The sequence below is a fragment of the Tepidiforma flava genome, from assembly GCF_027594505.1.
Classification (GTDB): Bacteria; Chloroflexota; Dehalococcoidia; order Tepidiformales; family Tepidiformaceae; genus Tepidiforma; species Tepidiforma flava.
In genome coordinates, this window is sequence record NZ_CP115149.1 from 671,923 (window position 1) to 692,620 (window position 20,698).

Sequence of the window (20,698 nt, forward strand, 5' to 3'; positions counted from 1 at the left end):
CGGTGGAGGATGGACGACCGGGTCACTCGGGTTCGATGAGTTTGTAGCCGACGCCCCGGAGGGTCTCGATCTGGACGGTCGCGTTCACCAGTTTAGAGCGGAGGTGCTGGACGTGGACATCGACGGTGCGGGTTTCGCCGGCGAAGTCGTAGCCCCAGACGGAGCCGAGGAGCTGGTCGCGGGTGAGGGCGATGCCCGGGTTTTCGGCGAAGGCGACGAGCAGGTCGAACTCTTTCGTGCGGAGGTCGAGCAGCTGGCCATCGACACGGGCTTCGCGTCGGGCCTTGTCGACGGTGAGGTTGCCGACGGCGATGGTGTTCTGGGGTTTCCGGCCGCCTTCGACGCGGTGGAGGATGCGTTTGACGCGGGCGACGAGTTCGCGGGGGTTGAAGGGCTTGGCCATGTAGTCGTCGGCGCCGAGTTCGAGGCCGACGATCTTGTCGATGTCGTCGCTGCGGGCGGTGAGCATGATGACCGGGACGTCGCTCTCGCGGCGGAGTTCGCGGAGGACTTCGAAGCCGTCGAGGCCGGGCATCATGACGTCGAGGACGACGAGCGCCGGGGGCGACTGGGCGAAGCGGGCGAGGGCATCGCGGCCGTCGGCGGCATGCTCGACGGTGTAGCCCTCTTTTTCGAGGTAGAGGGCGTTGAGGTCGCGGATGTTGGCTTCGTCGTCGACCAGGAGGATTTTCTGGGCCATGGGCGCCTTTGGCCGGGGGTGTGATGCGAGTATGCGCCGGGAACCCGGGAGCCTGCCACCCGGCAGCGATGCCGGGACGGGGGACTGGCAGGCTGCGGGCCCCCGGCGCCTGAGGGGCGGCAGGCGGGCGGGGCCGTCAGCCGCCCGCCACCTGGCGGTATGGTGCGGGTACGCCGCCGCGGAATCCGCATGAGGCTGCAAACGGCGTGTAAAACGTCGGCGCGGGGAGTTTCGCAGCGCCGGAGAGCGTTAAACCGGGGTTAAAGGTGCGGGGTGAGCATGCCGGGCGAAGCACCAACCATACTGACTTCAGGGGAGATACGTGATGCTTCGAACCAAGAGGGGAGGGAAGTGGGCGCTCATCTTCGGCGCGCTCGTTTCTCTCATCGCCGTCGTTGCCGTGGCGTGCGGCGGCGACGATGACGACGCCGCGACGCCGACCGCAGCCGGCGGCAGCGGGACGACGCCGGCGGCGACGCCGACGAAGGCGGCAGCCGACAAGCTGAAGGACTGGTACGCGAGCCTGAGCGGGGAGGTCCGCGTGGACGGTTCCTCGACGGTGTTCCCGATTTCCCAGGCGGTCGCTGAGGAATTCAGCAAGGTCGCCCGCGGTGTCCGCGCGAACGTGGCGCTCTCCGGCACGGGCGGCGGTTTCGAGAAGTTCTGCCGCAAGGAGATCCAGGTCTCCGACGCGTCCCGGCCGATCAGCCAGAAGGAGAAGGACGCCTGCGCGGCGAACGGCATCGCGGAATCGGACCTGGTGGAGATCCAGGTGGCGATCGACGCGCTCACCGTGGTGGTGAACCCGCAGAACACGTGGGCGACGTGCATGACGCCGGCGCAGCTGCAGAAGGCGTTCCAGGCTGACCAGGGCGGCACGCCGATCAAGTGGAGCGACCTGGACCCGAAGTGGCCGAACGAGACCATCCAGTTCTTCTTCCCGGGCTCGGACTCCGGCACGTTCGACTACTTCAAGGAGGCGATCAAGCTCCGGGGCGAGAAGAACAACGAGCCGGCCCACCGCGCGACGGGGCCGAACGCGACGGCATCGGAAGATGACAACGTCCTCGTCCGCGGCGTCGAGGGCAACAAGAACGCCCTCGGGTACTTCGGCTTCGCCTACTACCTGAACGAGGGCAGGAAGCTGAAGGCGGTGGCGATCGACGGCGGGAACGGCTGCGTCGAGCCGACCTTCGAGAATGCGCTGAGCGGGAAGTACAAGCCCCTGAGCCGCCCGCTCTTCATCTACACGACGAAGCAGCTCCTGACGGAGCGGAAGGACGTCCTCGGCTTCGTGAAGTTCTACGTGGACAACATGGAGGAGCTCGCTGCCGACGTCGGGTACGTGAGCCTGCCGAAGGACCTGCTGGCGAAGCAGCAGGAGAAGGTGGACCCATTCCTCCCGGCGGAACTGAAGTAGTGACGTCCATGCCCGGCCGCGCTGCAGCCGGGTGCGCGGCAGGGGCCCGGATGGGCCCCTGCCGCAACGTCTTTACGGGGAAGACGAGACGGGGTTCGTCGGCGAAGATGACGCAGGCGCCGGCGCCGTCCGGCATCGACTGAGGCGAGGAAGATGCAGGAAAGTTTGCCGATTACGGGAGCGAGCGCGCAGCTGCGGGGTGCTGAGCTCGAGCGCGCGATGCGCAAGCGCTGGAGCAAAGCGCCCTTCGAACGGCTGATCGTCCTGTCCCTCTGGCTGTGCGGCACGGTCTCGATGATTACGACCGTCCTGATCGTGCTGACGCTGGCGGAGGAGACGCGGGCCTTCTTCATGGAGGTTCCGCTCCGGGACTTCATCTTCGACACGAAGTGGACACCGCAGTTCGAACCTGCCCACTTCGGCGTCTGGCCGCTGGTCTTCGGCACGCTGAACGTGCTGTTCTGGTCGATGGTGCTGGCGCTGCCGCTCGGCCTGGCGGCGGCCATCTACCTGAGCGAGTATGCGCACCCGAACACGCGGCGCATCCTGAAGCCGGTGCTGGAGGCGCTGGCCGGCGTGCCGACGGTGGTGTACGCGTTCTTCGCGCTGACGGTCGTGACGCAGGACATCCTGCGGCCGCTGCTGGGCCAGGACCGGGTGCCGATTTTCAACGCGCTGAGCGCGAGCATCGTGATGGCGGTCATGATTTTGCCGACCATCGCCTCAGTTTCGGAGGACGCGATGTCGAACGTGCCGCGCGAGCTGCGGGAGGGAGCGTACGGGCTCGGGGCGACGCGGCTGGAGGTCGCGTTCCGGGTGGTGTTCCCGGCGGCGCTCGGCGGGATCATCGCGGCCGTGCTCCTGGCGGTGGCGCGCGTCATCGGCGAGACGATGATCGTGGCGGTGGCGGCGGGCTCGACGCCGCAGATCACGCTGAACCCGCTGAACAGCGTGCAGACCATGACGGGCTACATGCTCGCGATCGGCCTGGGCGACTCGGCGCGCGGCACGGTGGACTACACCTCGATCTTCGCGGTGGGTTCGACGCTGTTCATCTTCACCTTCTGCGCGAACGTCGCGGCGAACATCATCGTGAAGAAGTTCAAGGAGCAGTACGAATGAGCGCGGCGAGCGAGACGGGGACGCCGTTCACCCTGAAGGCGACGGGGCACGTGGCGCGGCGGCAGCGGCTGTCGCGCATGTCGCGCTGGGTGCTCTTTTCGGCCACGATGCTGGCGGTGTTCGTGCTGGTGTACCTGATGCAGGACGTCGTGCGGCTGGGGTGGGAGCGGCTGAGCTGGGATTTTCTGACGTCGTACCCGTCGCGGCGGCCGCTGGACGCGGGGCTGCGGTCGTCGCTGCTGGGATGGCTGTGGCTGATGGGGGCGGTCATCGTAATGGCGGTGCCGCTGGCGATCGGGTCGGCGCTGTTCATCGAGGAGTTCGCGCCGCGGAACTGGTTCACGGAGCTGGTGCGGCTGAACATTTCGAACCTGGCCGGCGTGCCGAGCATCATCTACGGCATCCTCGGGCTGGCGGTCTTCGTGCGGGGGTTCGACCTCTGGGGCATCACGCTGTTCCCGAGCCTGGGGCCGACCATCCTCGCGGGCGCGCTGACGCTGACGCTCATGATCCTGCCGATGACGATCATCGCCTCGGTGGAGGCGATTCGGCAGGTGCCGCCGAGCATCCGGGACGGGTCGCTGGCGCTGGGGGCGACCCAGTGGCAGACGGTGTGGCATCACATCCTGCCGGGCGCGATCCCGGGCATCATGACGGGCGTGATCCTGGCGATTGCGCGCGCGGCCGGCGAGACGGCGGCGCTCATCATGATTGGGGCCTTCGCGTTCATCGCCTTCGACAACACGAGCCTGATGCAGAGCTTCACGACGGTGCCGATCCAGATTTACAACTGGACGACGCTGCCGCAGGAAGGCTTCAGGGTTAACGCGGCGGCGGGCATCATCGTGCTCATGACGCTGGTGGTGGGCCTCAACCTCATCGCGGTGGTCATCCGCGAGAAGTTCCGGCGGTCCTGGTAGGCCGCGGGGGAAGGAGTCTTTTCGAACATGAGCAACAGCGTGGACCTCCGGCCGGCATCGACTGGGCAGCGGGCTGCGGAAGGGACGCTCGAGCGGCCGATGGCGCAGGCGCAGCCCGGCGCCATCGTCGAGCCCGAGGGCGAAATCGCCATCACGATCGAGAACCTGAGCCTCTGGTACGGGCCGAAGCAGGCGCTCACGAACGTTTCCATGAAGATCCCGGCGCGGAAGGTGACGGCGCTCATCGGGCCCTCCGGCTGCGGGAAAAGCACCCTGCTGCGCTGCATCAACCGGATGAACGACCTGATCCCGACGGTCCGCATCCAGGGCAGCCTGTACTACCACGGGGTGAACCTGTACGGGCCTGACATCGACCCCGTCGAGGTGCGGCGCCGCATCGGAATGGTCTTCCAGAAGCCGAACCCCTTCCCGAAGTCGATTTACGACAACGTCGCCTTCGGCGCGCGGGTGAACGGCTTCAAGGGGAACCTGGACCAGCTGGTGGAGCAGTCGCTGCGGCGGGCTGCGCTCTGGGAAGAAGTGAAGGACAACCTGAAGAAGAGCGGGCTGGCGCTTTCGGGCGGGCAGCAGCAGCGGCTCTGCATCGCGCGGGCGATTGCGAACCAGCCCGACGTCATCCTGATGGACGAGCCGTGCTCGGCGCTGGACCCGATCGCGACGCTGAAGATCGAGGACCTGATGCGGGAGCTCGTGAAGGACTACACCATCATCATCGTGACGCACAACATGCAGCAGGCGGCCCGCGTCTCGGACTACACCGCATTCATGCTCACCGACGAGCAGGTGACGGGGCAGCTGGTAGAATACGGGCCCACTGAGGAACTCTTTACGACGCCGAAGGACCGGCGGACCGAGGACTACATCAGCGGCCGCTTCGGCTAAGGCGTCAGCAAGGGGGCGCGGGGATGACACGGGACCTGTTCAACGCGGAGCTGCGCCAGCTGCAGGACGACGTGCTGACGCTCGGCTCGATGGCGGAGAAGGCGATCCTCGACGCCCTCGAATCGATGCGCGACGGCGATGTGGAGTGGTCCCGGCGGATCATCGAGGACGACCAGCGGATCAACAAGAAGCGGTTCGAAATCGAGGACCGGGCGATTTTCGTCATCGCCTCGCAGCAGCCGATGGCGACGGACCTCCGTGCGCTGGCGAGCATCCTGTACATCATCACGGACCTGGAGCGGATCGCCGACCACGCGGAGGGCATCGCCCGGATCAACACGATGATGGAGCCGGAGCCGCTGCCGCGGCGGCTGGGCTACATCCCGGCGATGGCCGACCGGGCCGTTGCGATGCTGCGCGATTCGCTAAAGGCGTACATCGAGATGGACGTCGACGCCGCCGTGCAGATTTGCAACGCCGACGATGAGGTCGACCGGCTGCAGGACAGCGTGTACGAGGACTGCATCCAGCAGATGGTGGCGAACCCGGCGACCATCCAGCGGAACACCTACCTGCTCTGGACGGCGCACAACATCGAACGGATCGCGGACCGGTGCACGAACATCTGCGAGCGGGTGGTGTACACGGTCACCGGGCACATGGACGAGCTGAACGTCTCACGCTACTGACGAGCCCGGGACGTGAATGGCGCCAAGCGGCCCCGGGCTGATAGGATGAAGGCGCGCCATGGCGGGCGTAGCGTAGTGGTTAACGCGTCTGATTGTGGCTCAGAAGATCGTGGGTTCGAATCCCACCGCTCGCCCCATCGTTTTCCCCCTTCCCGCTTCCATCTCCAGCCTCAACACCGGGCAGGGCTCCCGTGACGGGCGCTGAGCGGTTGCTGCGGCCGCCGCTCGAGGACGCGCTGGCGGCCTACCGCGCGCAGGTGCTGGCGAACCGCGCGTACATCGACGCCCTCGAAGGCGAGCGGCCGCCGGGCCACGATTACTGGGCATCGCGCGCGCCGAGCTTCCGGCCGGGCCGGGCGCCGCTCCCGGAGCTGGGGCTGCTGCTCGAGCTTGCCGAACCCGGCGATACGTGGCTGGACATCGGCGCGGGCGGCGGCCGGTTCGCGGTGCCGCTGGCAGAGCGGGTTGCCCGGGTGGTCGCCATCGAACCGTCGCCGTCGATGCGGGCGCAGCTGGCGGAGGCGGCACGGGAGGCAGGCCGGGACAACATCGAGATCGTCGAGCTGACGTGGCCGCCGGCCGACGGCGCCGCGGCGCCGGAGGGCGACGTTTCGCTGGCGGCGAACGTGCTGTACGCGATCGACGACGTCGGCGCCTTCATCGCGGCGATGGAGCGGCAGACGCGGCGGACCTGCGCCGTCGTAGCGTTCGACCGGGCGCCGAATACGCCGCTGCCCGGGCTGTGGCGGGAGCTCTGGGGCAGCGAGTTCCGGGAACTCCCCGCGCTGCGGGAGATCGTCGCGGTGCTGCTGGCGATGGGGCGGCGGGTGCGGGTCGAGCCGCTGCCGCCCGTGCCGCTCGAGCCGCGGCCGGCCGGCGACATCGCGAACGACTACGCGTGGATGTACCACGTGCGGCCGGGGATTCCCGGCTACGAAGCGAAGCTGGAGCGGTTCCGCGAACTGGTCGCGAAGCATTGCGGCGCGGGCGGCGGGCTCGCCGTTCCGCCGGTGGTGCGGCGGTACTCGTCGGTCATTTCGTGGCCGGTGGAGCGCTGACGGGCACCCCCGGGGCGGCGGGCGGCTCATGGAAAGCACCGGGGCCGCAGCCTCTCCCACTGGCTGCGGCCCCTGCGGAGCTTCAGACGGCTGGCGTGGTCAGTTGGTGCCGTCTTTGGCGAGCTGGGGAAGGAAGCGGAAGTAGCGATCCTGGCCGCCACCGGGGTAGAAGCCGGATGCGACGGCGTAGTCGCCGCCCGTGGAGCGGCCGGTGAGCGGCTGGCCGATGGCGGCGCGAACTTCGTAGTCGCCGGCGGCGGAGCGGCCGCCGCCGGAGGTCGTGCGCCACCAGAGTTCGTAGCTGCCGCTGGAGACTTGCCCGAGGACGGCGGCAATGGTCGCCCCGCCGGCGAAGGCGGCAGCAGCGAGCGCGACGGCGCGGCGGGTTCGGCGGCTCATTTCGTGATGACCAGGACGTTGAACGTCGCACCCGGCGGAAAGTCCGCCCCGTTGATGCTGCGGATCGTCCACTTGCCCGCTACGCCGGCGCAGGGTGCCGTCGAATCAAGCCGGTAATCAACCCTCACGGCGATCGGGTCGGTTGGCAGCGAGCCTAGGAATTGGGGCGTCACGAAAACGAGCGCGTCAGGATTGTTATCGAGGAGGGGATGCGTCAGAACCGTGATTGCATCCGAACCGGTGCAGGTGTTCTTGCTCGTTCCGCTAGTGACGACGTTGTGGACGAAGGCGATGTCGTCCGAGACCTTGAGGGCGCCGTCGAGCTCGAGGGCGACCGGGCCGACGAAGGCGCCCGCCGTGCCCTGGGTCGCAAAGCCGCGGACGCCGACCCCATTCGGTGCCGTCGCCTCGCCCTGGACGCCAGCGCCGCCGCCGGCGTTGACGCCAAGGACGGCGGGGTATTCGGCGGGGTCGGTCGTGGTGCGGTTGCCGGCGATGGCGATGCCCGTGCCGGCCTGGTTGACGGTGATGAGACCCGACGGGGTGGAGGGAGCGCCGGCCGTGTTGCCGCCGACTGCGAGCGGGACTTTGAGGCTGCCCGCGCTGGCGGCGAAGAGCGCGTAGGGGGCCGGGCTCACCGGCTGGCGGGGCGACAGGACCGTGAAGGCGCCCGTGGAGCTGCCGGGCCGGACCGCGATCTCCATCCAGCGGGCATCGCCCTGGAACACGGAGGCGCCGAAATCGAGGTCGACGGTGAAGAGGCCGTTGGTCACCTGGACGTCGTCGCGGGTGACGGTCGCGCCGACCTGGGCGCCGCCGGTATCGGCGTCGTAGAGGATGAAGCGGAGGTCGTAGGCGCCGTTGGCCGGGCTGCCGCCGTCGGTGAGGCGGCCCTGGTAGGTGAAGTTGGTCGTGAGGGCGGTGGCGAATTCGACGCGGGAGCCGCCGGGGCCGTCATCGCCGAGGACGGTAGCGATGGGGACGAGGGCGGCTGCGCCGAGCAGGGCGGCTGCGGCGGCCAGGACGCGGTTCCGGCGCACGGGAACCTCCTCGCGGTGAAATCCCGGGGATTATAGATCATCCGATCAAGCAGGTGAGCAAACTGGGGGCAAACACCGTGTTAATGGACGGCGATTGACCGTTCCGGGGGCCGGGCGTACGTTCGGCCACGTGCGCACACCCGCGTGCCTCGAACCTCCGCAACGCAGGACTCTTCCGTGGCCGATGACGTGGCTGTCCGGGAGCTTTTCGATGATGCACGCGCGCTTGCGGCGAGCGGCGAGTGGGCGAAGCTCGTCGCGCTCGTAACCTCACTCCACCCTGCTGACCTGGCGGAACTGGTCCTCGAGCTCCCGGAGGAGGAGCGCGCCGCGCTGCTCGACCACCTGCCGACGGACATCGTGGCGGAGCTCTTCGAGTACGTCGAAGACGACGACCTGCGGGAGCTGATCAAGAGCGTCGGCGTCAAGGACCTGCCGGCGGTGCTGGAGGAGGCGGAGGACGACGTCGCCGCCGACGTCATCCAGCAGCTGGAGCCGGAGGAGCAGGCGGAGACGCTGGCGCAGATGGACCGCGGCGAAGAGGTCGCGGAGCTGCTCCAGTACGGCGACGAATCGGCAGGCGGCATCATGTCGCGCGGGTTCGTCGCCCTGAACGAGAACATTTCGGTGCAGCAGGCGATCGACTACCTGCGCGTGCTGCGGCCACCCTCGGACCGGGCCTACTACCTGTACGTAGTCGACAACGACCGGGTGCTGCAGGGGGTCGTTTCGATCCGCGACCTGCTGGTGTCATCGCCGAAGACGCTCCTGAAGGAGATCACCCAGCGGGACGTCCACGCCGTGACGACGGACGCGGACCAGGAGGAGGCGGCGCGCATCCTGCAGAAGTACAACCTGCTGGCCGTGCCGGTGGTGGATGCCGAGGGGCGGCTCGAAGGCGTGATGACGGCCGACGACCTCATCGACGTCCTGCAGGAAGAGGCGACCGAGGACATGTACCGGATGGTCGGCCTCGACGAGACAGAATCGGTGATGGCGCCGGTGATGAAGTCGGTGCGCCGGCGGGTGCCGTGGCTGCTGGTGAACCTCGCGACGGCGTTCCTGGCGGCGTTCGTCGTCGCGCCGTTCGAACATACGATTTCGCGCGCGGCAACGCTCGCCGTGTTCATGCCGATCATCGCGGGGCACGCAGGGAACACCGGGACGCAGGTCGTGACGCTCGTCGTGCGCGGGCTGGCCATCGGCGAGGTGCGGCTCGGGGACTGGCTGACGGTCCTGCGGAAGGAGCTGGCATTCGGCATCATCCACGGCATCGTGGCGGGGGTGCCGACCGCCGTGCTGGGCCTGCTGCTCTCGTTCAACCCGTGGCTGGGCGCGGTGGTGTTCGGGGCGCTCGTTGCCGACGTGATCATCGCCGGGCTGCTCGGGGCGGTAATCCCGCTCGCGATCAAGCGGCTCGGCGGCGACCCGGCGGTGGCGGGCGCGATCTGGCTGACCACGTTCACCGATATCCTCGGGTTCCTCATCCTGCTCGGGACGGGCACGATCCTCATCGATCGCCTGTCGTAGCCGCGTTCCGGACCTGTTCGAACACGTGCACGGCGCGGACGCGGGCAGCCGCGTGGTCGACGATCGGCGCGGGGTAGTCGCGGCCGATGACGCAGCCCGCGGCCTGCTGGACGGACGGGGGCATGGTCCAGGGTTCATGGATGTAGCGGTCGGGCACGCGGCGGAGTTCGGGCAGCCAGCGGCGGAGGTAGACGCCCCCGGGGTCGAACTTCTTCGACTGGAGGACGGGGTTGAAGATGCGGAAGTAGGGCTGCGGGTCGGTGCCCACGGAGGCGGCCCACTGCCAGCCGCCGTCGTTGTTGGCGACGTCGCCGTCGACGAGATGGCGCATGAAGTGCGTTTCGCCGAGCCGCCAGTCGAGGAGAAGTTCCTTCGCGAGGAAGGAGGCGGCGACCATACGGGCGCGGTTGTGCATGTAGCCGGTGGCGGCGAGTTCGCGCATGGCGGCATCGACGAGGGGGTAGCCGGTGCGGCCGGCGGCCCAGGCCTCGAACGCGGCCGGGTCGCCGCGCCAGGGAATGGCGGCGTAGGCCTGCTGGAACGGTTCGCGCAGGACGCGGGGGTGGTGCCAGAGGATGTGGTGGTAGAACTCGCGCCAGGCGACCTCGGCGACGAATTTCGCGGTGTCGCAGGGGAGGGCGCGGGCGCGGGTCACGACTTCGAGCGGCGAGAGGAGGCCGAACCGCAAGTCCTGGCTGAGGCGGGAGGTGCCGGCGAGGTCGAGCCGGTCGCGGGTGTCGGCGTAGGCGCACACGGGACCGGCGAGGAAGCGTTCGAGACGGGCGCGGGCGGCTGATTCGCCGGCGGGGAGGACAGCGTCGACGGGGCGCGGCAGGCCGAGCGCCTCCAACCGCGGGAGCGCGCCGGGGTCAGGGTGGCCGGCGGCCGGGATGGCGGCGGGGGCGGGCAGCGGGGCGCGGAGGGGGAGGGCGCTCCACGCACGGTAGAAGGGCGTGAAGACGGTGAGGGGCTGGCCCGCTGCGCCGCGGACGTCCTCCGGCTCGTGGACGAGCGTGCCGCGGCGCGCGTGAAAGGCGATGCCCTGCCCTGCGAGCGCGCGGGCGACGGCGGCATCGCGACGGCGGGCGTAGGGCGAGTAATCGCGCGAGACGAAGACGGCGGCGGCGCCGACCTCGCGGGCGAAACGCGGCACGTCGTCGGCCGGGCGGCCGATGCGGACGTGGAGGCGGGCGCCGCGCTCGCGGAGGGCGGCATCGAGCTCCTGGAGCGAGGCGAGGAGGAAGGCCGTGCGGTTGGCCGAGGCCCAGCGGCCGCTGAGGAGGGCCGGGTCGAGGACGAAGAGAGGCGCGACCGGGCCGGCTTCGATGGCCGCCGCGAGCGCCGGGTGGTCGTGGAGGCGGAGGTCGCGCCGGAACCAGAGGACGCTGGTCATCGCGCCGGAGTGTGGCAGGCGCGGGCGAACGGCCGCAGTGATCGCGCCCGCATGGCGGTTGCGGCGTTCACCGGGATGCGGGCACCCTGTGGCCCATGAGGTACGTTCGGCTCGACGAAGCCGTCGGCGCGGTGCAGCACGGCGACCGGGTGTACGTCCACGGCGGGGTCTGCACGCCGCGGGTGCTGGTGGAGGGGCTGGTCGCCATCCGGCAGGACCTGCGGGATGTGGAGATCGTCCATCTCCATACCGATGCGCCGGCGCCGTACGCGGAGCCGGGGATGGAGGGGCGGTTCCGGCACAACGCGCTCTTCATCGGGCCGAACGTGCGGCAGGCGGTGCAGGAGGGGCGGGCGGACTACACGCCGATCTTCCTCTCGGACATCCCGCGGCAGTTCGAGGCCGGCGGCGCGCTGCCGCTGGACGTAGCGTTCATCCAGGTGAGCCCGCCGGACCGGGAGGGGCGGTGCACGCTCGGCGTTTCGGTCGACTGCGCGATGGCGGCGGCGATCCACGCGCGGACGGTGGTGGCGCAGGTCAACCGCCGGATGCCGCGGACCTTCGGGCACAGCCTCGACGCCAGCTTCATCGACCTCGCGATCGAGGTGGACGAGCCGCTGCCGCAGGTGGTGCTGGAGGAGCCGGGCCCGGAGGCGATGGACATCGGCCGGCACGTGGCGGCGCTCGTGGCGGACGGCTCGACGCTGCAGATGGGCATCGGGACGATCCCGAGCGCCGTGCTGCGGCAGCTGACGAACCACCGGGACCTGGGCGTGCACACGGAGATGTTCACGCAGGCGCTGCTGCCGCTCATCCGCAGCGGCGTCGTGAACGGCGCGCGGAAGACGCGGGACCCGGGGAAGGTCGTCTCGGCGTTCGCGGTCGGGAACCAGGAGCTGTACGACTTCGTGGACTGGAACCCGGAGGTGGAGTTCCACCCGGTGGACTACACGAACGACGTCGATGTGATCGCGTCGCAGGAGCGGATGGTGGCGATCAACTCGGCGCTGAGCGTGGACCTGACCGGGCAGGTGGTGGCGGATTCCATCGGGCCGCGCTTCTATAGCGGCATCGGGGGACAGGTGGATTTCATCCGCGGGGCGGCGCGGTCGAAGGGCGGGGTGCCGATCATCGCGCTGCCCTCGACGGCGAAGGGCGGCACGGTCTCGCGCATCTGCCCGGAGCTGGCGCCGGCGAGCGGGGTGGTGACGACGCGGGGCGACGTCCACTGGGTGGTGACGGAGTACGGGGCGCGGAACCTCCACGGCCGGACGATCCGGGAGCGGGCGCGGATGCTGATCGAAATTGCGCACCCGAAATTCCGGGAGGAGCTGGCGCGCCGGGCGACGGAGCTGGGCTACCTGGGCCGGCACGAGCACATCGCCGGTCTCTAAAGGGCGGCCTCAGGAGGGCGGGCCGCCGACGGGCGGCGGGGGGGCGCCGCGGAGCGCGGCGATGAGGTCGGCGGCCTCCTGCGGGGTGATGCGGCCCTGTTCGAGCAGCTGGAGCACGCGCAGCTCTTCGCTTTCGCGGCGGCGGCCGGCGGCGCGGGGCGCGGCGGCGGAGCGGGGAGGCGGCGGGGTCGGCTCGCCGGCGGGAGCGCGGTAGCGGACGGCGGCTTCGCCGATGCCGCTGTTCACCTTGATGAGCGCGGGCGCGCCGGGGATGGACGGGACATCGACCGGGGATTTGCCGAGGCCGGAGGTGGCCCGGACTTCCACGTCGGCGCCGGGCGGGAGGCGCACTTCGGCGCGGCCGAGTCCGACGTCGACCCGGTAGACGCCGGGGCGGACCGCCGCCAGGTCGAGGGTGATATCGCCGGTGCCGGAATGCGCGGAGGCGGTGCCGTCGTGCGAGAGGATGGAGATCTTCCCGGCGCCGACGCTCACATCGAGGTCGGCGCGGAGCTGGACGGCGGTGACAGCGCCGGCGCCCGTGCTGACGCGGATGGACTCGGCGGCGAGGCCGGCGGCTTCGATTTCGCCGTAGTTGTTGGCGATGCGGAGGAAGCGGAAGTCCTCGGCGGGAAGCCGGACGAGGGCGGCGGCGCCCTGGCGGCCGCGGAAGAGCCAGCCGCGGGGGATTTTGACCTGGATGCGGAGGGTTTCGCCGGCGCGTTCGATGTCGACTTGCGGGGGCGACTTGGCAGCGGCGACGACGGCCGGGGTTTCGCCGGGGGCGCAGGTGTGCACGGAGAGCCGGCCGGCGGTGCAGTCGATTTCGACGCCGCGGATGCCCTCGAAGGAAGGCAGGGGCAGCTCGACGCGGGCGGGGGGTTCCTCGGGCGGCGGGGACGATTTGCCGCGCGCTGCCTGCCGCTCGCGGCGGGCTTCTTCGCGCATGCGGCGGGCCTCGGCTTTGAGGCGCGCAGCCTCGGCGCGGGCCTCGCGGCGGAGGCGGTCGGCCTCTTCGCGGGCGCGGCGCGCCTCGTCGAGCAGCCGGTCGGCGTCCCGGGATGTCTCAGCCATCGCGGAGGGCCAGGGCGCGGAGCTGTTCGGCCGCCTCGGCGGCGGTGAGCCGGCCGGCGGCGAGGTCGTCGAGGATGGCCTGGCGGCGCTCGGCGTCGCGCGGGTCTTCGCCCGTTTCGAAGCCGAGGGCGACGAGGACGTCGTTGAGCCGGGCGACGACGGTGGGGTAGGAGATGCCGAGCTCCTCTTCGACGTCTTTGATTTTGCCGCGGGCGCGGAGGAAGGTCTCGACGAAGGCGAGCTGCTCGCGGTTGAGGCGGGCGAGGGGGCCGGCATCGAAGTGGCCGTCGACGCCGGTGCCGCACTCGGGGCATTCGAGGCGCCGGATGGTCATGGGGCTGTCGCAGCTGGGGCAGGCGCCGATGAGGCGGGCCATAGGCGGTGGTGCTCCGGGTCAGTGGGCGCTGCGCGGCCCGCGGGGGAGCAGGTCCGGGAGTTCCCGGGGGCTGCCGGCTGCCCAGGCGTCGAGGGCGGCGGCGAGCCGGCGGAGCGCGCCAGCGCTGGCGCTGATCATAGCCGGGAGCGGGCCGGGGCGCCCGTACCGCCAGCGCCGGGCGGCGGCGCGGCGGCTGGCGACGTAGTGGTCGGCGTAGGCGGCGATGAAGTGGTGGCTGAGCTCGAACATGGGACTCCTCGGGAGCAGCGGCTCCGGGAGCATCTTCGGCCTTTGCGCGATGAAAGTCAATATGCTTCTTGAAATTATCAAGGTTGATATTGATTTTAGCGAGGTCTTCGGCGATTCGCGCGGGACGGCGGGCCCCCGGGCGCGCAGCAGGAGCGGCCGCTGCGGCGAGGCGCGGCTGGAGGGAGCACCGGGCAAGCGGGCGGTCAGGCGAGGGCGGCGAGGAGCGCTGCCGGGAGATGGGAGGCGCCGGCGGCGGCGAAGTGGAGCGGCCGGCCGGCGTATTCGGCGGCGAGGGCGCCGGGGAGGGTGCCAAGCGCGGCATCCAGGACGGCGGCGGCGGCCCCGGGCGGTGCGGGGTGGCGGACGACGAGGAGCGCGCCGCCGCCGCGCCGCTCGAGGAGCGGGATGGCAGCGCGCGCGGCAGCCAGCACGGCGGCGAGCTGCCGGCGAGCGACGGCCAGCCATTCGTCGAGCGAACATTCGTCGAAGGCGATGGCGGGGAGCGGACCGGGGTCGAGCACGCAGGCGGCGAGCGGGCCGAAGCGGTCCTCGAGCTCGGCGAGGTACGCCCCGGCGGCGGCCGGCTCGGCGGCGTCGATGACGCGGTGGAGGTGGTCGGCGCCCAGCACCCAGAGTTCGTTGGCGATGCTGGCGGAGGCGAACTCCTGCTGCTGCTCGGCCGCGAGCGTGGCGAGGCCGATGGGCCGGCCGGCCTCGGCGAGCGCAAGGGCGGCGCTGCGGAGGGGCTCGCCGCCGGGGCCGAAGAGCGCGACGGGCCCGCGGGTCACCGGAGCGCCACCAGCAGCATGGGCAGGACGAGCGCAATCACCACGATGATGGCGATGCCGAGGGCGACGGTGTTCCAGTCGCGCGTGCGGAGCTGGCCGCTGTAGTACTGCTGCTCCCAGGAGCCGTCCATCAGGTCGCGGTCGCGCTCATCGGGGCCGAGGTCGCGGCTGTCGCCGGCGGCGTCGCGGCCGAGGGGGATGCGGTCGTCGTCATCGGGCTGCACGGCCCCATGGTAGCGCAGGGGCGGCGCGGGGTCAGACGAGGCGGCCGTGCTCGTCGCGGATTTCCGGGCCGTCGACGCGGGCGCGGCCGTCGCCGAACTTCGCATCGCGCCAGTGGAGGGCGGCTTTGAGGCCCTGCTCGGCGGCGATGCGGCCGAATTCGCGGACGGACGGCGCGAGGTGGGCGCGGGCGTCGTTTTCGGCCCCGAGCCGCTGCATCGTGCGCGCGCCCATGAGTTCGAGGGCGAGGTTGACGATGCGCTTGTTGGCGGAGAGCAGCTCGGCGTCGATCATCGCCATGCGGTCGACGAGGCCTTCGACTTCCTGCTGGAGGAGGCTGGCGGGGACGGCTTTGAGGACGAGGCCGATCTGCGCGGCTTCGGCGCCGGTGATGGTGTCGCCCGTGAGGAAGAGGCGCTTCGCCCACTGGGGGCCGCAGTGGTAGACCCACATCTGGTTGGGGAGGGAGCCCATGGCGCGGGCGGGCGGGAAGCCGATGGTGGCGTCCTCGGCGGCGATGACGATGTCGCAGAGAAAGGCGATGTCGGTGCCGCCGGCGAGGCAGTAGCCGTGGACCTGGGCGACGACCGGCTTGTGCATGTCGAAGATGGCCATGCGGAGCCGCTGGGCGCGTTCGAGCTGCCAGGCGTCGTCGTCGAAGGTGCGGGCGCCGCGGTAGACGGCGGTGTAGTGGTCGCCCTCGGGGGCCGGGCGGCGGTTGCCGAGCGGGGTGAGGTCGTAGCCGGCGGAGAAGGCGCGGCCGGCGCCGCGGATGATGACGGCGTGGACGCGGGTGTCGTTATCGGCTTCCCAGAGGGCGTCGTGCAGCTCCTGCTGGAGTTCGAGGCTGAGGGCGTTGAGCTTTTCGGGGCGGTTGAGGGTGATGCGGGCGCGGCCGCGTTCGACCTCGTAGAGGATGGTGCGGTAGTCGTTCATGGTGCTGCCTCCGTGGCGGCAGTATAGCCGCGGGCGGAGGGGCGGGCGGGGCCGGAACCCCGCCCGCCGCGAACGGCCGGGCGGCCGTCAGATGGTGATGCCGTAGAGGCGGTTCGCTTCGGCTTTCAGTTCGCCGCGAAAGTCCGGGTGGGCGACGGAGATGAGCTCGGCCATGCGCTCGCGGAGCGATTTGCCGCGCAGCTTCGCGATGCCCTGTTCGGTGACGACGTAATCGACGAACCCGCGGTGGACGGTGACGACGGTGCCGGGCGCGTGGCCGGCAACGATGCGGGTGTGGCGCGTGTCGCCGACGAGGGTGCTGGAGGGGAGCACGATGACGGAGCCGCCCGCGGCGGTCGAGGCGCCAATGGCGAAGACGGCCTGGCCGCCGGTGCCGGAGTAGACGAGCGGCCCCTGCGTCTCGGAGGAGACGTTGCCCGTGAGGTCGACGGCGAGGGCGTTGTTGACGGCGATGAAGTTCTCGATCTGGAGGAGGAGGCGGATATCGTCGGTGTGGGTGAAGTCGTACAGCTCGTAGGTGGGGTTGCCGTTGATGCGGGCCAGGTCTTCGGGCGGGACCTGCCCGAGGGCGCTGGCGACGACCTTGCCGACGTGGTGGGGCTTGTGCTTGCCGGTGATGACGCCCTTTTCGACGAGGTCGGGGATGCCGCCGGGGAGGAGCTCGGTGTGAACGCCGAGGTCGTGCTTCTCTTCGAGGAAGACGGGGAGGGCGGCGGAGACGTCGCCGATGCCGAACTGGAGCGTCGCTCCGTCGTAGACGATTTCGTTGGCGACGAGCGTGCAGATGACGTTGGCGGCGAGTTCGGTCTCTTCGGTGCGCGGCGGGATGGGGGCCTGCGCGGGCGGGAGGGTGTATTCGCAGACGCGGGCGAAGCGGTCGATGTGGATGCGGTTGCCGCCGCCGGTGCGGATGAAGTTCTCGTGGATTTCGCCGACCAGCGTGGTGGCGATGGAGGAAACGGTGGGGCCGAAGAAAACGCCGGAGCCGAAGGAGCACCAGCCGTCCTCATCCGGCGGCGAAATGGGGATGAGGGCGACGTCGATGTGGTCGAGACCGGGCGGCATCTTGCCTTCGCGGAACTGGGAGACGGGGACGTACTCGATGCGGCCTTCGCGGGCGGCCTTGCGGTCGAAGGGGCTGCAGTAGCCGGTGATGACCTTCCAGTGGGCGAGGACTTCGGGCCGGTCCCAGTTGAAGGGGGAGAGGAAGTTGACGATGGTGACGTCCTTGACCTGGCCGGCGCGGGCGGCGAGGGCAGCGCAGAGCTGGGGCGGGACGGAGGTCCAGCCGCCGGTCCAGACCCAGTCGCCGTCCTTCACGAGGGCGACGGCTTCTTCAGGGGAGACGAGCTTCGATGCGACGATTTCGCGCCAGTTCGGCGCTGTTGGCTTCACCGGGTGCGACCTCCGCGGGGGTTTGGGCGGAGATGATACCGGAGGCCGGCGAAACCTTGCTAAGCGTTCAGCCAGCGGCAGCGAGGGAGCCGTCGTGCCAGCCGGGGATGAACTTGCGCCAGGCTTCTTCGCTTTCGAGATACGGGAAGAAGGTGTGGTAGATGCTGACGCGGGGCTGGGCGGGCTCGCGGAGGAGGACCATGCGGGCCTCCTGGGGGGTGCGGCCGGCCTTGCGGTGGTTGCAGGCGCGGCAGGCGGCGACGAGGTTCTCCCACGTGTGCGGACCGCCCCGGTGGCGGGGGATGACGTGGTCGAGCGTGAGGTCGCGCGTCTGGCGGCCGCAGTAGACGCACTGCCAGCCGTCGCGCTGGAAGATTTCGCGACGGCTGAGGCGGAGCTTCGGCCGGGGACGGCGGACCATGTGGACGAGGCGGATGACGGAGGGAAGCGCGAGGGTGGCGCGGGCGGTGTGGAGGACGGTGCGGGCGGATTCGATGACTTCAGCTTTGCCGCGGAGGACGAGGACGATCGCGCGCCGCACGGAGCACACGTTGAGCGGCTCGTAGTTCTGGTTCAGGACCAGGACGGCGATGCCATCTATCCCCATCGAAGGGCCCCCGGCCTGCCTTTGCAGGATCGTAGCAAAGCGCGCGATCGCTCAGCAATTGCGGGGTGTTAACCGCGGATGACGCGGTTATGTCGTAACGACGCGGTGGACGTCGACGCCGGCCTCGGTGTCGAGGCGGATGTGGAGGGGGTTGCCGGGCTGGAAGTCGGCAGACAGGGGGATGGCGACGTCGGTCCATTCGCCGGCCGGGGCATCGAAGCGGGTGGAGCCGAGGAGGACGAGGTCGCCGCCGTTGTCGTGCCAGGCCTGGGCTTCGCCGCGGCCGCTGGCGAGGGTGACGACGGCGCGGGAGCGCGGCTCGCGGGCGAGGAGGTAGATATCGCCGACCTGCCCCGAGCGGCGGTACTCGCGGCCGCCGGGTCCGCGCTGGAGGTCGCCCCAGCCCATGGCGATGTGGGGCACCTCGTTGATGCCGAAGGTGACATCCGGGTCGCGCGGGGCCATGTAGAAGGCGAGGTGGCCCATATCGAAGAGGCCCGGCGGGAAATGCCAGCGGAAGGGGGCATCGGTCTTGCGGGCGCGGACGAACAGGTGGTAGCGGTAGTGCCCCTTCGTGAACCGGCTGACGACGTCGTTCATGAGCCAGCGGAAGATGCGGCGGTTGCGGCTCGCCGGGGGGTAGATGTCGATATCGGCGGCGCGTTCGACGGTGTAGCCGCAGCCTTCGAGCAGGCCGGTGAGCTCGGCGAGGGTGTATTCGCGGCTGTGGCGGGAGCCCTTCAGCGGGGCGCCGAGGTGGTACGGGTCGTAGATGTTGCGGCCGGCGAGGAAGTTCGCGATCGAGTCGGCGCGGGAGGCGTTCGGCGTGGAGATGACGAGCGCGCCCCCGGGCTTGAGGACGCGGTGAATCTCGGCGAGGGTGTGGACCGGGTTTTCGGTCAGGTGTTCGATGACCTCGCACCAGGTGACGAGGTCGAAGGTGGCGTCGGGGTAGGGGAAGGTATCGGCCTCGGCGTTGAAGCAGGTGCAGACGAAGTCGTAGGTCTCGCCAAACTCGGGGCTTTCGAGCGTTTGCCGGATTTCGGGGCGGCCGTCCGCGGCGTAGCCGGTGAGGGAGAGGTCGTAGTTGCGGAAGCGCTGGAGGAGGAGGGTGATGTGGAAGGGCGGGCTGCCGAGTTCGAGCGCCTTGCCGCGCTCCTTCGGGTTCGGCACGAAGCGGAGCACCTGCCGCCAGAGCGGGAGGCCGCCGTTGACGAGGATGTGGTGGACCTCTTCGTTGCGGAAGGGCCAGCGGAAGCTGAGCAGGTAGCGCTTGAGCGACTCCGGGTCGCGCTCGGAAACCGGCGGCGGCTGCATGGACTTTGCATTCTGCCGGAAGGGAGCCGCGGCGTCCAAGGGAGGGTAGGCTGTGGGGGATGGAGCCTGCGCGGGCGCTGCGCCGGATCGCCTTCCTGCTGGAGCGGGAGAACGCCCCGGAGTTCCGCGCGCGGGCGTTCCGGCGGGCGGCGGCAGCCGTGGAGGAGCTGGGACCGGGGGAGGTCGCGCGGCGCGCCTCGGAGGGCCGGCTCGAGGAGGTGAAGGGCATCGGCGCGGTGACGGCGCGGGTCATCGCCGAGGCCGTGCGGGGCGAAGTGCCCGCCTACCTCGCGCAGCTGGAGGCGGAACAGGCGGCAGCATGGGGGCCGGGACACGGCGGCAGGCTCCGGGCGCTCCTGCGGGGCGACTGTCACGTCCACTCCGACTGGTCGGACGGCGGCAGTCCGATCCGCGAGATGGCGGAAACGGCGCGCGCGCTGGGGCATGCATACATCGTGCTGACCGACCATTCGCCGCGGCTGCGGGTGGCGAACGGCCTCTCGGCGGCGCGGCTGCGGGAGCAGCTGCAGGCGGTGGCAGCGCTGAACCGCGAGCTGGCGCCGTTCCGCATCCTGACGGGAATCGAAGTCGATATCCTCGACGACGGGCGCCTCGACCAGGAGGAGGAGCTGCTGGCGGAGCTCGACGTGGTGGTCGGGAGCGTGCACAGCAAGCTGCGCATGCCGGCGGAGGAGATGACGCCGCGGATCCTGGCGGCGATCGAGAACCCGCACCTCGACATCCTCGGGCACTGCACGGGGCGGTACGTGCAGGGCAAGACGCGGCCGGAGTCGGCGTTCGATGCGGAGGCGGTCTTCGCGGCGTGCGCACGGTTCGGGAAGGCAGTGGAGATCAATTCGCGGGTAGAGCGGCTGGACCCGCCGATGCGGCTTTTGCGGCTGGCGAACGAGCTCGGCTGCCTGTTCGCAATCGATTCGGACGCGCATGCGCCGGGGCAGCTGGACTGGCTTTCACACGGGACGGCGCGGGCGGAAGCGGCCGGGGTGCCGCCGGCGCGGGTGGTGAACACGTGGCCGGCGGAGCGGCTGCTGGCGTGGGCGCGGGGGCACGGGCGGGAGAGCGGGTAATGGCTGATGAAGGTGCCATCTGTGTCATCTTTTCTCCTGGCCCGCTGGACGAAATCA

22 protein-coding genes and 1 tRNA gene are annotated in these 20,698 nt (G+C 70.2%); 10 read left to right on the forward strand and 13 right to left on the reverse strand.

The window, feature by feature from the left end:
* Positions 1-22: 22 nt before the first annotated feature.
* On the reverse strand, positions 23-700 hold the full coding sequence (locus O0235_RS04185; protein WP_270057283.1) for a response regulator transcription factor: 678 nt from the start codon (positions 698-700) through the stop codon (positions 23-25).
* A 325-nt stretch (positions 701-1,025) separates the two neighbouring features.
* On the opposite strand from O0235_RS04185, the gene O0235_RS04190 reads away from it, so the two are divergent.
* From O0235_RS04190 to O0235_RS04220, 7 genes are all read left to right on the forward strand, one after another.
* Positions 1,026-2,120, forward strand: coding sequence for a PstS family phosphate ABC transporter substrate-binding protein (locus tag O0235_RS04190; protein ID WP_270057284.1), 1,095 nt, complete (start codon positions 1,026-1,028; stop codon positions 2,118-2,120).
* Positions 2,121-2,273: 153 nt separating this feature from the next.
* Positions 2,274-3,242 carry a phosphate ABC transporter permease subunit PstC gene (gene pstC / locus O0235_RS04195; RefSeq protein WP_270057285.1) on the forward strand — a complete coding sequence of 323 codons (969 nt, stop codon included), beginning with the start codon at positions 2,274-2,276 and terminating at the stop codon, positions 3,240-3,242.
* Positions 3,239-4,162: a phosphate ABC transporter permease PstA gene (gene pstA, locus O0235_RS04200; protein ID WP_270057286.1), complete on the forward strand. Its 924-nt coding sequence runs from the start codon at positions 3,239-3,241 to the stop codon at positions 4,160-4,162. Before pstC ends, pstA begins: the two co-directional genes overlap by 4 nt.
* Before the next feature lie 99 nt (positions 4,163-4,261).
* On the forward strand, positions 4,262-5,065 hold the full coding sequence (gene pstB, locus O0235_RS04205) for a phosphate ABC transporter ATP-binding protein PstB (protein WP_279348177.1): 804 nt from the start codon (positions 4,262-4,264) through the stop codon (positions 5,063-5,065).
* A gap of 23 nt (positions 5,066-5,088) precedes the next feature.
* Positions 5,089-5,754 (forward strand): phosphate signaling complex protein PhoU, encoded by a 666-nt coding sequence (phoU, locus tag O0235_RS04210; protein ID WP_270057287.1) that lies wholly within the window; start codon positions 5,089-5,091, stop codon positions 5,752-5,754.
* 61 nt (positions 5,755-5,815) lie between these two features.
* Positions 5,816-5,891: transfer RNA gene (locus tag O0235_RS04215), tRNA-His, on the forward strand.
* A 54-nt stretch (positions 5,892-5,945) separates the two neighbouring features.
* Positions 5,946-6,812: a class I SAM-dependent methyltransferase gene (locus O0235_RS04220; RefSeq protein WP_270057288.1), complete on the forward strand. Its 867-nt coding sequence runs from the start codon at positions 5,946-5,948 to the stop codon at positions 6,810-6,812.
* Positions 6,813-6,911: 99 nt separating this feature from the next.
* Here the strand turns inward: O0235_RS04220 and O0235_RS04225 are convergent, their stop codons facing one another.
* A complete protein-coding gene (locus O0235_RS04225) occupies positions 6,912-7,211 on the reverse strand; it encodes a hypothetical protein (RefSeq protein WP_270057289.1) in 300 nt (99 codons plus the stop codon).
* A complete protein-coding gene (locus O0235_RS04230; RefSeq protein WP_270057290.1) occupies positions 7,208-8,251 on the reverse strand; it encodes a DUF8740 domain-containing protein in 1,044 nt (347 codons plus the stop codon). Before O0235_RS04230 ends, O0235_RS04225 begins: the two co-directional genes overlap by 4 nt.
* Before the next feature lie 177 nt (positions 8,252-8,428).
* On the opposite strand from O0235_RS04230, the gene mgtE reads away from it, so the two are divergent.
* Complete coding sequence (gene mgtE, locus O0235_RS04235) at positions 8,429-9,781, forward strand: magnesium transporter (protein ID WP_270057291.1); 1,353 nt, start codon at positions 8,429-8,431, stop codon at positions 9,779-9,781.
* Here mgtE and O0235_RS04240 read toward each other — a convergent pair.
* Complete coding sequence (locus O0235_RS04240; protein ID WP_270057292.1) at positions 9,762-11,174, reverse strand: cryptochrome/photolyase family protein; 1,413 nt, start codon at positions 11,172-11,174, stop codon at positions 9,762-9,764. The genes mgtE and O0235_RS04240 overlap by 20 nt on opposite strands.
* 95 nt (positions 11,175-11,269) lie before the next feature.
* Between O0235_RS04240 and O0235_RS04245 the strand changes: the two genes are divergently transcribed.
* A complete protein-coding gene (locus O0235_RS04245) occupies positions 11,270-12,568 on the forward strand; it encodes an acetyl-CoA hydrolase/transferase family protein (RefSeq protein ID WP_270057293.1) in 1,299 nt (432 codons plus the stop codon).
* Positions 12,569-12,577: 9 nt separating this feature from the next.
* On the opposite strand, the gene O0235_RS04250 is transcribed toward O0235_RS04245, so the two are convergent.
* From O0235_RS04250 to O0235_RS04290, 9 genes are all read right to left on the reverse strand, one after another.
* A complete protein-coding gene (locus O0235_RS04250; RefSeq protein ID WP_270057294.1) occupies positions 12,578-13,642 on the reverse strand; it encodes an SHOCT-like domain-containing protein in 1,065 nt (354 codons plus the stop codon).
* Positions 13,635-14,018 (reverse strand): DUF2089 domain-containing protein, encoded by a 384-nt coding sequence (locus O0235_RS04255; protein WP_270057295.1) that lies wholly within the window; start codon positions 14,016-14,018, stop codon positions 13,635-13,637. Before O0235_RS04255 ends, O0235_RS04250 begins: the two co-directional genes overlap by 8 nt.
* A gap of 18 nt (positions 14,019-14,036) precedes the next feature.
* Positions 14,037-14,267, reverse strand: coding sequence for a hypothetical protein (locus O0235_RS04260; RefSeq protein WP_270057296.1), 231 nt, complete (start codon positions 14,265-14,267; stop codon positions 14,037-14,039).
* A 203-nt stretch (positions 14,268-14,470) separates the two neighbouring features.
* Entirely contained in the window at positions 14,471-15,055 is a 585-nt protein-coding gene (locus O0235_RS04265; RefSeq protein WP_270057297.1) for an SDR family oxidoreductase, read from the reverse strand.
* Positions 15,052-15,279 carry a hypothetical protein gene (locus O0235_RS04270; protein WP_270057298.1) on the reverse strand — a complete coding sequence of 76 codons (228 nt, stop codon included), beginning with the start codon at positions 15,277-15,279 and terminating at the stop codon, positions 15,052-15,054. Before O0235_RS04270 ends, O0235_RS04265 begins: the two co-directional genes overlap by 4 nt.
* A gap of 31 nt (positions 15,280-15,310) precedes the next feature.
* Complete coding sequence (locus tag O0235_RS04275) at positions 15,311-16,213, reverse strand: crotonase/enoyl-CoA hydratase family protein (protein ID WP_270057299.1); 903 nt, start codon at positions 16,211-16,213, stop codon at positions 15,311-15,313.
* 87 nt (positions 16,214-16,300) lie between these two features.
* Complete coding sequence (locus O0235_RS04280; protein ID WP_270057300.1) at positions 16,301-17,629, reverse strand: acetyl-CoA hydrolase/transferase family protein; 1,329 nt, start codon at positions 17,627-17,629, stop codon at positions 16,301-16,303.
* A gap of 67 nt (positions 17,630-17,696) precedes the next feature.
* On the reverse strand, positions 17,697-18,236 hold the full coding sequence (locus tag O0235_RS04285; protein WP_270057301.1) for an HNH endonuclease: 540 nt from the start codon (positions 18,234-18,236) through the stop codon (positions 17,697-17,699).
* 87 nt (positions 18,237-18,323) lie between these two features.
* Positions 18,324-19,553 (reverse strand): class I SAM-dependent methyltransferase, encoded by a 1,230-nt coding sequence (locus tag O0235_RS04290; RefSeq protein WP_270057302.1) that lies wholly within the window; start codon positions 19,551-19,553, stop codon positions 18,324-18,326.
* A 59-nt stretch (positions 19,554-19,612) separates the two neighbouring features.
* Here O0235_RS04290 and O0235_RS04295 point away from each other — a divergent pair, with 59 nt between their 5' ends.
* The gene (locus O0235_RS04295) at positions 19,613-20,641 is read left to right on the forward strand and encodes a PHP domain-containing protein (RefSeq protein ID WP_270057303.1); all 1,029 of its coding nucleotides are present in this window, start codon (positions 19,613-19,615) and stop codon (positions 20,639-20,641) included.
* Positions 20,642-20,698 lie beyond the last annotated feature (57 nt).